The following is a 13,823-nucleotide window of genomic DNA, read 5'->3' as shown; positions in this document are numbered from 1 at the left end:
ACCACCATATTATGGTGGTTTTTTTACTCTAGACAGATTCTCGTGCTAAATAAGGCGATGGGATATGCGTGACATTTTTTTCGCTTAGGCCATTAATGATATGTAAGGCAGCAGCTTGTCCTATTTCGTAATGAGGTAATTGCACGGTAGTCAGTGCAGGATAAAAAAGCTCACCAGTGCCAACCATATTATCATAGCCAAGAACGGCGATATCCTTCGGTATATGAAACCCTTTGCTAAGTAAAAATTGATATGCAACAAAAGCTATGCGATCATTACCGCAGATCAATACGTCAAAATCAGGTTTTTTAATACAATGTTTTGCTAAGATCTCTACCGTCATCATATACTCTAACGCAAGATTATCAGGGGATATAGACGTATGATAGCTTGTGATATCCGCTAAATCATTACCTGCATCTAGCCATGCTTGTTCAACCGCTTTACGTCTAATTTTACCAGCTAAGGTATTTTCTGATAAATAGATGCAGAGTGGTTTTTTATAGCCTTTGTTGATCACGTTTTGCATGGCTTGATACTGACCAGAATAATCATCAGGAATGTAACAAGCAAGTTGTTCTGAATCACTAATACAATTGGCTAATACTAGATTCTTACCTAATAGTTTTTCAGGTAGTTCAACTTTTCTTAATCCCATTGTGGTATAAATAATACCATTAGGCCGATAAGATAAAAGCGTATTAATCGCATGATCAGCATCTTTATCATCAAATAAATTGACAATAAATGTATTCCAACCATGTTGCTGTGCCGTTTTTTCTATTGCCTGAAGTAATTCAACTGAAAATGGTGTCGTTGCCGTTTCTAATGCCAGCACACCAATAGCATGTGGTCCTGAATTATCACCTCGAATTTTACGTGCCGATAAATCGGGCACATAATTCAATTCTTCAATAGCTTTCTTCACTTTTTTATAAGTTTGTTTATTTAATTTTTCAGGATTATTAATCGCTCTAGACACTGTCATCAATGAAACAGATGCCAGTTTAGCCACATCCTTTAGTGAAGCCATAGTTGGATCCTTTTACTCAGCATAAAAATAATTAATATTTAGTTAGTGTGATGATACCACAAATAAAAATGATAAAAAGTGTGAGGAAAGTAACATTTATGAGATCTGATTGTATCTATTTTATTTCAATTATGACCATAATGTTAACATTAACATGTTAACGTTAAACTACCCAATAGAAGAGACTAAAAAATGAATATAGATATGATAAAAAATAAAAATTATTGGTTCTCATCAGGCTATCTTATTACCTTTTATGCTGCATGGTCGCTTTGGTGGTCTTTTTATGCGATTTGGCTTAAAAGCAAAATTGGATTATCCGGAGAACAACTAGGGGTTGTGTATGCAGCTAATTCTGCTGCAGCCATGTTTTTTATGATCTTTTACGGTTTCATTCAAGATAAATTACAGATAGGAAAAGCGGTTGTTACTTTTCAAAGTATCATGATGATACTGATTGGCCCTTTTTTGATTTATGTTTATGAACCTCTATTAAGGCAGGATTTTATATTAGGTGTTTGTATCGGAGCACCGGTATTAAGTGCAGGCTTTATATCTGGCAGTGCCTTAATTGACTCATTTATCGAGCGGATAAGTCGTTTATGTAACTTTGAATTTGGCCCAGCAAGATTTTGGGGCTCATTTGGCTATGCTGCTGCGACTCTTGTTGCTGGTCTTTCATTTGGCATTGATCCACATATTAACTTTTGGCTCGCTTCTGGCGTCGCAGCTATCTATTTCATCATCAATTTATTTTTTAAACCTACACAAAAATTATCGGTAAGCAATAACACACCGCAAATAATAGTACCGAAGCCAAATATTCCTACAATCAGTGAAATATTATCACTTTTTGCTCTTCGTAAATTTTGGCTATTTGTTGTCTTTATTATTGGTACTTTCAGTTTTTATACCATTTATGATCAACAGCTATTTCCGAATTTTTACACCAGTTTTTTCGAAAAAGAGGAAACCGGTTATAAAATTTATGGTTATTTAAATTCATTCCAAGTTTTTCTTGAAGCAAGTTGTATGATTATTGCACCTTATTTTATTAATAAATTGGGAGCTAAAAAATCACTATTAGTGGCGGCATTAGTTATGATTTGTCGAATAGGTTTATCAGCAAGCTTAGATAATGTCTATCTAATCTCTTTGGTCAAACTATTTCATGCAATTGAAATTCCACTATTTATTTTGGCAATGTTCAAATATATTGTAGCTAATTTCGATGCCAGACTTTCAGCAACACTTTATTTGGTTGGTTTTAATATTTCATCAAATTTAGGGGTTATTGTGTTGTCAAAACCTGTGGGTAAATTATTTGATAATCATGGTTATTCAACGACTTTTTATATACTTGCTAGTATCGTGCTAATCATTTCATGCATCGCGATATTTACTTTAAGTGATAATAAACAAGCAAATAATCAATAATAACTCAATAATTGAATAAAAATGGGAACAGTCGGTTCCCATTTCACAAATTATCATCTGTTTGTCTATTAAAGCTTGCGTCTATCCATTGTTTGCGAAACAATACTAAATATTATGACTAATGTTTAAATCTATATAGGTATTTGGCATGAATACAAGCAAAAAATTTGTTAAACCAGCTATGTTGTGGCAAACAATTCGACAAGAAGCATCGAAGCTAGTTGAAAGTGAACCAATGTTAGCGAGTTATTTCCATGCAACGTTACTTAATCATGAAAATCTAGGTAGTGCCTTAAGTTACATTTTAGCCAATAAACTTGCCACCCAAGTTGTACCTGCAATTGAAATCCGCGAGATAGCCAGACAAGCTTATCAGGCTGATGATAATATTATCCATGCCGCCATTACCGATATTCTTGCTGTGTACGTTCGTGACCCAGCCACTAATTACTATTCAACGCCATTGCTCTATTATAAAGGATTCCTTTCATTACAAGCTTATCGAATTGCACACTGGCTTTGGAAACAAGATCGTAAATCATTAGCAACCTTCTTACAGAGCCAAATTGCCATTGTTTTTGGCGTTGATATTCATCCAGCAGCCCAAATTGGTTGTGGTGTTATGTTTGACCATGCAACAGGTATTGTCATTGGTGAAACGGTAGTGATTGAAAATGATGTCTCTATCCTACAATCAGTCACCTTAGGGGGCACAGGTAAAGAAAATGGCGATCGTCATCCGAAAATTCGTGAAGGCGTTATGATTGGTGCCCATTCGACAATATTAGGGAATATTGAAATTGGTAAAGGTGCTAAAATTGGTGCCGGTTCAGTCGTTCTAGAGCCTGTACCAGAACATACTACTGTGGCAGGTGTTCCAGCTAAAATCGTTGGTTGTCCTGACTGTGATAAACCAGCATTAAATATGGATCAAGATATCTAACTGCAAAAAGAAGTGTTGTATTCCGTTGCTAACCAACAACGGAATACCATAGTTGAAAATTATGATTGAGAGTTTACATTTACATCCATAGTTGGATATGGAATGTTAATACCATTTTCAGTTAAGCCATTTTTAATATTTTCAAGCAATTCAGCTTTAACTGGTCCATAATTGGCATTGAGAGTCCAAACTAAAACATTAAAATTCATCGATGAAGCATCCAATAAATCCAAACGGATAATTGTATCTTTACTGGTTAAGATATTATTTGTTTTATTCACTGCTTGATTTAAAACTTGATAAACCTTTTGAATATCTGAATCATAGCCAACATTAACGACTAAATCTAAACGTCTTTCCGGCAAACGGGTATAGTTAATAATATTGGCACTAACTACTTGTCCATTTGGAATAACAACAACTTCATTAGTTGGTGTAACGATAGTCGTTGAAAAGATTTGAATAGAATCAATATCCCCTTTTTGGTTATTAATAACCACGGTTTCCCCAACTTTAAAAGGACGAAAAATAATTAAGATTACACCAGCAGCAAAATTCGACAACGACCCTTGCAAAGCTAAACCTACCGCCAAGCCTGCCGCACCGATTACCGCAACAATTGATGCTGTTTGGACACCAAGTTGTCCCAATACGGCAACGAAAGTCATCACTATAATGGCGTAATAGGATAAAGAGCTGACAAATTTAACTACGGTTGGATCAACATGACGATTGGTTAATATTCTTCTTAATTGGCGAGCAACAAATTTAGCAATGGTTCGGCCAATAAGAAAAATAACAATGGCAAAACAAAAATGAGCTACATAACTTAATACTACCCCATCATATTTTTCTATAAAGAATAGAATTTGATTGGTTATATTTTCAAAATTCATGAAATTATCCTCTGTAACAATAACAGAAATAGTTAGAACGATAATTGTTAGTGAGTCGAATTAAACTAACTGTTTTGCTAATAAAGCCCAACGGGTTTCAAAGTTTGTTGTGGGTAAATACTTAAAACCTGAACGAGAATAACGTGCCATCATTCCTTCACAAAATGCAAGTAACTGACCAGCCAAAATACGTTCATCAGTGGTAAAAGCGATACCTTCACGAATTTTTCTTTCTCGTATGACTTGCTTTATCTGGGTTTCGATTCGTTCAAATAATTGACTAATTCGATCTTGCAATTGCTCTTGCTCAAACATTAAGGCATGCCCAGTCATGATACGAGTCAGACCTGGGTTCTTTTCAGAAAAACCAAGTATTAAGGCTAAAATAAGTTGCAGTCGAACAAAGGTATTCGGTTCATCTTGCATAATAACATTAATACGAGAAAGCAAAATATCTTCAATATAAACAATTAAGCTCTCAAACATTTTTGTCTTGCTGGGAAAATGTCGATACAATGCAGCTTCAGAAACACCAACTGTTGCAGCTAATTTAGCCGTTGTGATTCGTTGCGTACCTTCATTAGATTCAAGCATAGTTGCCAATGCTTGGAGTATATCTTCTTTACGATTTTTATTTTTGCTACTCACGATTATTTCTTACCTGAATGCCCAAATCCACCTTCACCGCGTGTTGATTCAACAAAATCATCAACAATATTAAATTCAGCTTGCACTACTGGCACAATAATTAATTGCGCAATTCTATCGCCCGGTTCAATAACAAATGGAGTTTGACTTCGATTCCAAACTGGCACAAATAATTGACCTTGATAATCAGAATCGATTAAACCAACTAAATTACCAAGAACAATACCATTTTTTGAACCAAGTCCTGAACGAGGTAACACTAATGCAGCTAAGCTAGGATCAGCAATATGCATAGATAAACCAGTTGGAGTTAAAATCGTTTCACCAGGTTTAATTTCGGTAGTTTTATCAAACATTGCTCTTAAATCGATACCAGCTGAACCTTCGGTTGCATAAGTTGGTAGTGGAAACTCATTACCTAAACGTTTATCTAATACTTTAATATCAATTTTTCTTTTCATCATGACTCGCTTTATATCGTGTTATAACTGCTTGAAGTAACTGTTTTGCTAATTGTTGTTTACTGCTTAATGGTAACGTTTGTTCGCCATTTTGCCAATAAAGGGTTAATGCATTTTGATCAGAGTTAAAACCTATATTCTGGTCTGACACATCGTTAGCACAAATTAAATCTAAATTTTTTGTGGTCAATTTTTTAAGGGCATAGGCCTTTACATCATTCGTTTCAGCGGCAAAACCAACGACAAATGGACGGTATTCTTTTAATCCAGCAATACTGGCAACAATATCCGGATTTTTAACTAATTTAATCACAAGCTCATTGCTATCATCAGTTTTTTTAATTTTATTCTTAGCAATAGTCTCAGCCCGATAATCAGCAACAGCGGCACAAGAGATAAAAATCGTAGATTTCTTCGCCAAAACCAATGCCTCATCATACATCTGTTTAGCACTTTTTACATTAATGCGATTAACATTATCAGGTGTTGTTAAATTAACTGGACCGCTAATTAAGTTCACTGTTGCTCCCATTTCGGCCGCCGCTTTTGCAATGGCAAAGCCCATTTTACCAGAACTATAATTACTGATATAACGGACTGGATCAAGCTCTTCAATGGTAGGGCCTGCAGTGATAGTAATGGTGGTTCCAGCAAGTTCGGAATTAGCTTGAAAATAGTTATTAATACTTTCAACGATAGTTGTCGGTTCAACCATGCGACCAGGACCAATATCACCACACGCTTGAAAACCCTCATCTGGACCTAAAATTAACGTATTGCGTGATTCTAATGTCGCTAAATTTTGCTGCGTTGCGGCAGCTTTATACATCTGTTGATTCATTGCTGGTGCGATAACAATTTTGGCTGGCGTCGCAAGGCACATCGTCGATAACAGATCATCGGCAATACCATTTGCCATCTTAGCAATAATATTCGCTGTAGCCGGGGCAATTAATACTAAATCAGCCCATTTAGCTAATTCAATATGGCTCATTGAGAGTTCAGCTGTAGGATCGAATAACTCTTTTGATACTGCATTACCAGATACCGCTTGTAACGTCATCGGTGCGACAAAATGACTAGCGGACTCGGTCAATACAACTCGTACTTGCGCACCAGCCTTTTTTAAATGGCGGACAAGATCTGGACATTTATAAGCAGCAATGCCACCCGTTATGCCTAATAAAATATTTTTACCAGATAAGCTCATGATTCTAGCTATCCTCAGTCCAAAATTAAAGTCGTTATTTTACCATAATTAAATTAGATAATAAGTAACTCTTTCGCATTGGCTAATGTTGCATCTGTGATTTTATCACCGCCCAATAACCTAGCTAGTTCATTTAAACGACCATTTTTATCTAATCTTTGCATATCAGTAGCGGTCTGTTTGCCATTGGTTTGTTTACTTACAAAATAGTGTTGATTAGCTTGACCAGCAACTTGTGGCAAATGTGTCACAGTAATAACTTGAGTTGATTCACCAAGTTGTCTTAATAACTGTCCCACCTTAGCGGCAGTAGGCCCGCTAATACCAACATCAATTTCATCAAAAATCAGTGCCGGCGTGTCCATTTTTTGTGCAGTTAAAACTTGTATAGCTAACGCTATACGAGATAATTCACCACCAGATGCGACTTTAGCTAAAGGTTGTGCAATTTGCCCAGCATTGGTACTAACTAAAAAAGATACCTGATCTGCACCATCTTCACTCAAGCGGTTTTCATCGAATGTTATATCAATACTGAAATCACCATTTGGCATAGATAATTCATGCATAGTAGCCGATACTTTTTTAGCTAATGTTTTGCTAGCTGCTAAGCGTTTTTGGTGTAATTTAGTTGCTAATTCTACGGCAATTTGTTGATATTTTTTGATCTGCTCTTTTAACTGTTCACCCTGTTCATCTTGCTGATTAATCTGTTTAAATTCATTAAGTAAACTCTGATGTAATTCAGGTAATGCTTCTGGTGACACATGGTGCTTACGAGCTAAAGCGATCTGTTTTGATATGCGTTGTTCAAGTTGCATCACTCTTGCCGGATCCAACTCTAAACTTTCACTATAATGACGTAATTCATAGCAAGCTTCTTTAATTTGAATAGTAGCTTCTTCTAGCATTGCTGAAACATTATTTAAAGATGGATCTAATCCGGCTAAATCATTAATAATATGTTTAACACTATTAAGCATATTACTCACATTGTACTCATCAGCTTCGTCGAGTAACATTATCGATTGTTGGCTAAGACTAATTAGCTGTTCACTATTGGCTAACTTTTTATATTCTTCATCAATTTGTTGATATTCCCCTTCAATCGGCGAAAATTCATTTAACTCTTTTAACTGATATTGCAATAACTGAACATGTGCATCGCGCTCTTGTTTTGAGGATTGATATTGTTGATAAGCTTGGCTAGCCGTTTTCCATTGCTTATAGGCCTGTTGCATTTGCGATAATAAATTTGGTTCATGCATATAGTGATTAAGTAATATTTGTTGATAATCACTTTTTAACAAACGCTGATGTTCATGTTGGCCATGAATTTGAATTAGCATTTGTCCTAAATCTTTTAATTGTGAAATTGGTACAGCTCGCCCATTAATAAATGCTTTAGAACGCCCATCTTGATTGATGACTCGTCGTAAAATACAGTCATTACCTTCATCAAGTTGATTTTCAGTTAACCATGCATATGCCGCTGGTGTGTCATCAAGGACAAAACTAGCTGAAATATCTACTCGTTCCGCACCATTACGAATGGCAGAGGCATCAGAACGATTACCTAAACATAGTCCTAAGGCATCAATCGCAATCGATTTACCGGCCCCAGTTTCCCCTGTAATTGCGGTCATCCCTGTTGTAAAATCAACTAACAACTGATCGACAATAGCAAAATTATTAATAGTAAGTTGAGTTATCATAATAATTAAATAAACACATGTAGCTGATTAAAATTAGTACGAGTATATCAACAAAAACACTGTAAATAAATACAGCTTTTTAAATAAAATTACGATTTAATTTTATTATTTTAACTAGAATTACGTTGCTATCTAGATTTTACCTAGCTTTTAAAACGGATCCTTTTGCTTAATAACTGAGCAAATCAATAAAGGTGTGTCATTAATTGAAAAGAAAAATCTGAACCATTGATAACAACTGAATCAATGGTTTTGATCAATCATCAGTTGATATATAATTAGTTAATATAATGAACTAATCACTTCATAAATTAGTTGTAAATTTAATATCACTAACGAAATAGTTGCTATCCAGCCTAAAATAATGGTTAACTTACTGTTAACAAACTCCTGCATAATTTTTTTATTTGAAGTGACCCAAATTAAAGGCACCATGGATATCGGTAAAGCAATGCTCAAAAATACTTGAGTATAAATTAATAAATTTTCGACAATATTTTCTTTATCTCCCCAAATATAAATACATAAAATAACCGGAGTCACCGCCAATCCACGACTAATTATTCGTCTTGCCCAAAGAGGAATTGATAAATTGATAAATCCCTCCATAACGATTTGCCCCGTCAATGTACCAGTAATTGTTGCATTTTGACCGGATGCCAGTAATGCCACAGCAAATAATGTTGCCATAATCGAACTGGCTACCGGGCCAACCATATGTGGATCTTTCAAAGCATCATATAGCTGTGTAAATCGACCAAGATCATCGGGATTATTGCCGTAAAAAAGGGCGGCACCAAGAATCAATAATAGACAATTGATGATGAACGAAAAGGATAACTGTATATTGGAATCAATGGTGGCATATTTAATTGCATCTTTTAGGCTGGTTCGATTCTTTCTGTCATATTTTCTGGTTTGAACGATTGAAGAGTGTAGATATAAATTATGTGGCATAACAGTCGCACCAACAATACCTAATGCTATAACTAATGCTGAATCATGCCCTTTAATTGAGGCAGTAAAAATATCTGTTCGAGGAATAAAGCCATTAATAATGTCACTCAATGCCGGTGAAGCTCTTAACACTTCATAAGTGAAGATAATAAATATTGTCGCAATTAAACAAAAAACGATAGCTTCTATTTTTCTAAAACCAAAACGCATTAGAATTAACAAAATAACTACATCAAATACCGTTAATAAAACCCCAATTAATAATGGAATATCAAACAAAAGATTCAAGGCAACGGCACTACCAATCACCTCGGCAATTTCTGTGGCAATAATCGCTAATTCAGTTGATATCCATAAGCAAAATGCTACCTTTCTACCCACCATTGATTTAGTTGCTTGTGCAAGATCCATGCCGGTGACTACGCCAATCTTGACACACATGGCCTGTAATAACATGGCTATCAAGCTAGAAATTAATATCACTGATAGCAACAAATAACTATAAAGCGCACCGCCTTGAATTGAGGTGATCCAATTACCGGGATCCATATAACCAACCGCTACTAAAGCCCCCGGACCAGAAAAAGCCCACAGTTTTCGAAAAAAACTCGCATTCGGATCGGGAATATGAACAGTATTATTGATCTCTTCTAAACTTACTGTGGATATTTTCAACATAATCAAAACCTCAAAATTGATATATTGCCATTATACATGATAATGAGAATCATTATCAATTAAAATAATCATTTTAGGTGTTTTTAAAAATTATGATCGGGATAATGTGTATTATTTAGATTTAAAAGCGTATATTATTTAACCGTAATTAGTCTATAAATCGGTATGTCGGCATCTATCCATTATGACTGATTAAAGCTATATTAGTCCACCCCAAAAGTAATGCTGAGCAAACAAATTTTGTTTTAAACGAATATACAATAAAACGTCCTACCCAATTTAGGTAGAACTTAGATAGAACACAATTTATTTATATTATTGGCTATTTAATTTCAATTCTATTAAATATAGTAAGGAATAACTTCAATGTTTGGAAATAAAACAAATCGTCAAATTATCATCTGGACAACAATTATTGGTGGTTTTATCAGTTCATTAGTCAAATGGGGATCTGAAGTTAATATGCCTCCTCGAGTTCCCGGTGAAATTTCGCCACCAGCGGCACATATTGATGCTTGGCTTGGTTGGTTAGGCATCAATTCCCACTCGCTTGATTATATTTATCAAGGAACCAATGTTTTGGGTGCAGTCACTCTTTATCACTGGTTATTTAGTTTCGCTTTTGCTTTTGTTTATGTATTTATTGCTTATTTTTGGAATAAAATCCGACTTTGGTATGGGGCATTTTATGGATTAATTATTACCGTTGTCATGCACGGATTTTTTATTCCTTTATTAGGTTTCCGCCATCCTGCTTACGCACCAGAAGGAACAATTGGTTGGTTGTGGAATTTAAATGGCTATGAATTATGGAGTGAAATTTTAGGCCATATTTATTGGGGTGTTTCTATCGAGATCTGTATGATTGCCGTACTCGCTCACTTTTCTAGACCGATTCATGGTGAATGGCGAAAATAAATATTGTTTACTCCCCTTCTATCCCAATCAAGGTAGGAGGGTTTTGAATCTTAACTATAAAAATTAATTATTAATCATTTTTGTAAAATATTTAGATTAATCTTCTCTACTCTCTCCGCATTTATATCATTAAGTTGTCGCTCAACCCGGTGCGATCGACGAGCTTCCTTTGTCTTTTCCACCATAAAATTATTTACCGGAATAAAAATAATAACCGCAAACAATAGTCCAACCGCAGTATAATCAAACCAATGTTTACGTGACTTAAATAGGCAATACAGAATATTGACAATGCAGTTAAACAAGAAAAAAACCATAATAAAAAAGTTCAAAATCGACTGAACCGTCATAACACCGCTATGGTCATTACCTAATGATGGACAGATCAATGTAAGTTCAAGAAAGTAAATTAAATAAAGAATAATACACATAGTAACTATTACTGATCATGATCTAGAATTTCTTCTTATCCTATATCCATTTAGTAAATAAATATACTTAATTTTGGGTTTACTGAAAATGCTAGATTATTTTGATATAGTTAAAAGCTATATCAATCCATAAAAAACTGGAATTATTCAATAGCAATTTTTTTTGTTATCTTTTTAGCTACTAAAGAACTGCGATGAAATGAAAGGAAAATAAAATGAATACTGCTGTTATTGGATATCCACGTGTTGGTAAGCTTCGTGAATTAAAATTTGCTACCGAAGCTTATTTTAAAGGAAATAAAACTCAAGCGGAGCTATTAAGTGAAGCAAAAGCGCTACGTGCAGAACATTTAAATCAACAAGCTGCTCAAAAAATAGCATTTATATCATCAAATGACTTCTCATTTTATGATGCAGTTCTAGACACAGCATGTTTACTAAATGTTGTACCAAAACGTTATCAAGATTTAGGTTTACCTGAACTCGATCGTTATTTTGCTATGGCTCGTGGTTATCAAGGCGATAAAGGTGATGTTCGTGCATTAGCTATGAAAAAATGGTTCAATACCAATTATCACTATCTTGTTCCTGAAATCGAAGATTCACTAGAAATAAAAATTGCCAGTAGCAAACCATTTGATGAATACCAAGAAGCCAAAGAACTCGGCATTCAAACGAAACCGGTTATCATTGGTGCTTTAACCTTTTTCAAATTAGCTCAATACTTAGGTAGAAAGCAATTAGTTGATTTTAAAGCTGATATTATTAAAGCTTATCAAGAAATCATTCAAAAATTCACTGCTCTTGGCGCTGATTGGATTCAAATTGACGAGCCAATTTTAGTGACTGATCTTACTCAACAAGATATCGAGTTATTTAACGAAATTTATCAAGCTATTTTATCTGTTAAAGGTAAAACGAAAGTCGTATTACAAACTTATTTTGGTGATGTACGTGACTGTTATAAAGAACTTGTTGCATTACCTTTTGATGGTGTTGGTCTTGATTTTGTTGAAGGTAAACAAACTTTAGCCTTACTTGAAAATAATGGCTTCCCTGCTGAAAAAGTATTATTTGCAGGTGTCGTTAATGGTAAAAATATTTGGAAAAATGATTACAAAAAAACCTTAACATTATTAGCTAAAATTAAACAAAAAGCGGCAAACGTTGTGGTGAATACTTCATGCTCATTATTGCATGTACCTTATACATTACAAAATGAGACTAAATTAACTATTCAACAACGTGCTTATTTTGCTTTCGCTCAAGAAAAACTACAAGAGCTTGCTGAATTAGGCCAATTACTTAATGAAGCAAATCCAGATAATAATGCCGCTTACAAAGCTAACCAAACTCTGTTTACCCGTGAACGTGAAGGGGCTAACCAAACAGTTCGTCAAAAAGTGGCGGCACTGAAAGAGTCTGATTTTACTCGTTTACCTGAATTTTCGGTGCGTGAAGCTGCTCAGAAAAAAGCCTTTAATCTGCCATTATTACCTACTACAACTATTGGTTCATTCCCACAAACACCAGATGTACGTTTAAATCGTGCAAAATTCAAAAAAGGCGAAATTTGCCTAAATGAATACACTGAATTTAATAAGAAAAAAATAGCTGAATGTATCAAACTGCAAGAAGAGATCGGTATTGATGTATTAGTTCACGGTGAATTTGAACGTAATGACATGGTGGAATACTTCGGTGAAAGCTTAAATGGTTTTGTCTTTACTGAAAAAGCATGGGTACAATCTTATGGTACGCGTTGCGTTAAGCCACCAATTGTTTGGGGTGATATTTCCCGTTCTAAACCAATTACGGTTGAATATTCAAAATATGCGCAAAGTTTAACTGATAAACCAGTTAAAGGCATGTTAACCGGCCCTGTGACTATCTTAAACTGGTCATTCCCACGTGAAGATATCTCACAAAAAGAATCGGTATTCCAAATTGGTTTAGCGATCAGTGATGAAGTATTAGATCTTGAAGCGGCTGGCATTAAAGTCATCCAAATTGACGAAGCGGCATTAAAAGAAAAATTACCATTACGTAAAGCTGATTGGAATAGTGAATATCTAGATTGGGCAATTCCAGCATTTAGATTGGTTCACAGCAAAGTACAAGCTGATACCCAAATTCATACTCATATGTGTTATAGCGAATTTGCTGACATCATCAAAGATATCGATGCGATGGATGCTGATGTTATTTCATTTGAAGCATCACGCTCAAATCTACAATTAATTGATGTTCTTAAAGCAAATAACTTTAAAACAGAAGTTGGACCTGGCGTATATGACATCCACTCACCACGTGTACCACCAGTTGCGGAAATCAAAGCAACTATTGAAAAATTAGTGGCTAAAATTGATAAGCAAAAATTGTGGATTAATCCAGATTGTGGTTTAAAAACTCGCGGTGAAAAAGAAGTAGTTGAAAGCTTAGAACACCTAGTTCAAGCAACCTTAGAAGTGAGAAAGACTCTTAATTAACACTGTT

General features: G+C 34.9%; 11 protein-coding genes. 4 read left to right on the top strand and 7 right to left on the bottom strand.

What is annotated here, in order from left to right:
* Positions 1–28 precede the first annotated feature (28 nt).
* Positions 29–1,033 carry a LacI family DNA-binding transcriptional regulator gene (locus H3T83_RS08970; RefSeq protein WP_086360769.1) on the bottom strand — a complete coding sequence of 335 codons (1,005 nt, stop codon included), beginning with the start codon at positions 1,031–1,033 and terminating at the stop codon, positions 29–31.
* 204 nt (positions 1,034–1,237) lie between these two features.
* Between H3T83_RS08970 and H3T83_RS08965 the strand changes: the two genes are divergently transcribed.
* Together H3T83_RS08965 and cysE are read left to right on the top strand one after the other, a co-directional pair.
* Positions 1,238–2,470 carry an oligosaccharide MFS transporter gene (locus H3T83_RS08965; protein ID WP_165755218.1) on the top strand — a complete coding sequence of 411 codons (1,233 nt, stop codon included), beginning with the start codon at positions 1,238–1,240 and terminating at the stop codon, positions 2,468–2,470.
* Positions 2,471–2,651: 181 nt separating this feature from the next.
* Complete coding sequence (gene cysE, locus H3T83_RS08960; RefSeq protein WP_065579143.1) at positions 2,652–3,413, top strand: serine O-acetyltransferase; 762 nt, start codon at positions 2,652–2,654, stop codon at positions 3,411–3,413.
* A 59-nt stretch (positions 3,414–3,472) separates the two neighbouring features.
* Here the strand turns inward: cysE and H3T83_RS08955 are convergent, their stop codons facing one another.
* The 6 genes from H3T83_RS08955 to H3T83_RS08930 form a co-directional block, all read right to left on the bottom strand.
* Positions 3,473–4,309, bottom strand: coding sequence for a mechanosensitive ion channel domain-containing protein (locus H3T83_RS08955; protein WP_065652052.1), 837 nt, complete (start codon positions 4,307–4,309; stop codon positions 3,473–3,475).
* 60 nt (positions 4,310–4,369) lie between these two features.
* A complete protein-coding gene (gene slmA / locus H3T83_RS08950; RefSeq protein ID WP_242650638.1) occupies positions 4,370–4,957 on the bottom strand; it encodes a nucleoid occlusion factor SlmA in 588 nt (195 codons plus the stop codon).
* Positions 4,958–4,959: 2 nt separating this feature from the next.
* A complete protein-coding gene (gene dut, locus H3T83_RS08945; RefSeq protein WP_065579119.1) occupies positions 4,960–5,418 on the bottom strand; it encodes a dUTP diphosphatase in 459 nt (152 codons plus the stop codon).
* Positions 5,402–6,631 (bottom strand): bifunctional phosphopantothenoylcysteine decarboxylase/phosphopantothenate--cysteine ligase CoaBC, encoded by a 1,230-nt coding sequence (gene coaBC / locus H3T83_RS08940; RefSeq protein ID WP_174565008.1) that lies wholly within the window; start codon positions 6,629–6,631, stop codon positions 5,402–5,404. The genes dut and coaBC overlap by 17 nt, the downstream gene beginning before the upstream one ends.
* Positions 6,632–6,681: 50 nt before the next feature.
* A complete protein-coding gene (gene recN, locus H3T83_RS08935; RefSeq protein ID WP_198215573.1) occupies positions 6,682–8,343 on the bottom strand; it encodes a DNA repair protein RecN in 1,662 nt (553 codons plus the stop codon).
* 282 nt (positions 8,344–8,625) lie between these two features.
* Entirely contained in the window at positions 8,626–9,978 is a 1,353-nt protein-coding gene (locus H3T83_RS08930; protein ID WP_065579116.1) for an Nramp family divalent metal transporter, read from the bottom strand.
* A 366-nt stretch (positions 9,979–10,344) separates the two neighbouring features.
* On the opposite strand from H3T83_RS08930, the gene H3T83_RS08925 reads away from it, so the two are divergent.
* Both H3T83_RS08925 and metE read left to right on the top strand, forming a co-directional pair.
* A complete protein-coding gene (locus H3T83_RS08925; protein ID WP_086321061.1) occupies positions 10,345–10,896 on the top strand; it encodes a DUF1440 domain-containing protein in 552 nt (183 codons plus the stop codon).
* Between the two features lie 646 nt (positions 10,897–11,542).
* A complete protein-coding gene (gene metE, locus H3T83_RS08920; RefSeq protein ID WP_086357115.1) occupies positions 11,543–13,816 on the top strand; it encodes a 5-methyltetrahydropteroyltriglutamate--homocysteine S-methyltransferase in 2,274 nt (757 codons plus the stop codon).
* Positions 13,817–13,823 lie beyond the last annotated feature (7 nt).

Source organism: Gilliamella sp. M0320, assembly GCF_016101635.1.
Lineage (GTDB): Bacteria > Pseudomonadota > Gammaproteobacteria > Enterobacterales > Orbaceae > Gilliamella > Gilliamella apis.
This window is presented reverse-complemented; position numbering and strand designations above follow the sequence as displayed.

Excerpts from the sequence above, each read along its gene's own strand:
- metE (WP_086357115.1), top strand. The coding sequence starts at position 11,543 with ATGAATACTGCTGTTATTGGATATCCACGTGTTGGTAAGCTTCGTGAA.
- H3T83_RS08925 (WP_086321061.1), top strand. The coding sequence starts at position 10,345 with ATGTTTGGAAATAAAACAAATCGTCAAATTATCATCTGGACAACAATT.
- dut (WP_065579119.1), bottom strand. The coding sequence starts at position 5,418 with ATGAAAAGAAAAATTGATATTAAAGTATTAGATAAACGTTTAGGTAAT.
- recN (WP_198215573.1), bottom strand. The coding sequence starts at position 8,343 with ATGATAACTCAACTTACTATTAATAATTTTGCTATTGTCGATCAGTTG.
- H3T83_RS08955 (WP_065652052.1), bottom strand. The coding sequence starts at position 4,309 with ATGAATTTTGAAAATATAACCAATCAAATTCTATTCTTTATAGAAAAA.
- H3T83_RS08970 (WP_086360769.1), bottom strand. The coding sequence starts at position 1,033 with ATGGCTTCACTAAAGGATGTGGCTAAACTGGCATCTGTTTCATTGATG.
- H3T83_RS08965 (WP_165755218.1), top strand. The coding sequence starts at position 1,238 with ATGATAAAAAATAAAAATTATTGGTTCTCATCAGGCTATCTTATTACC.
- H3T83_RS08930 (WP_065579116.1), bottom strand. The coding sequence starts at position 9,978 with ATGTTGAAAATATCCACAGTAAGTTTAGAAGAGATCAATAATACTGTT.
- cysE (WP_065579143.1), top strand. The coding sequence starts at position 2,652 with ATGTTGTGGCAAACAATTCGACAAGAAGCATCGAAGCTAGTTGAAAGT.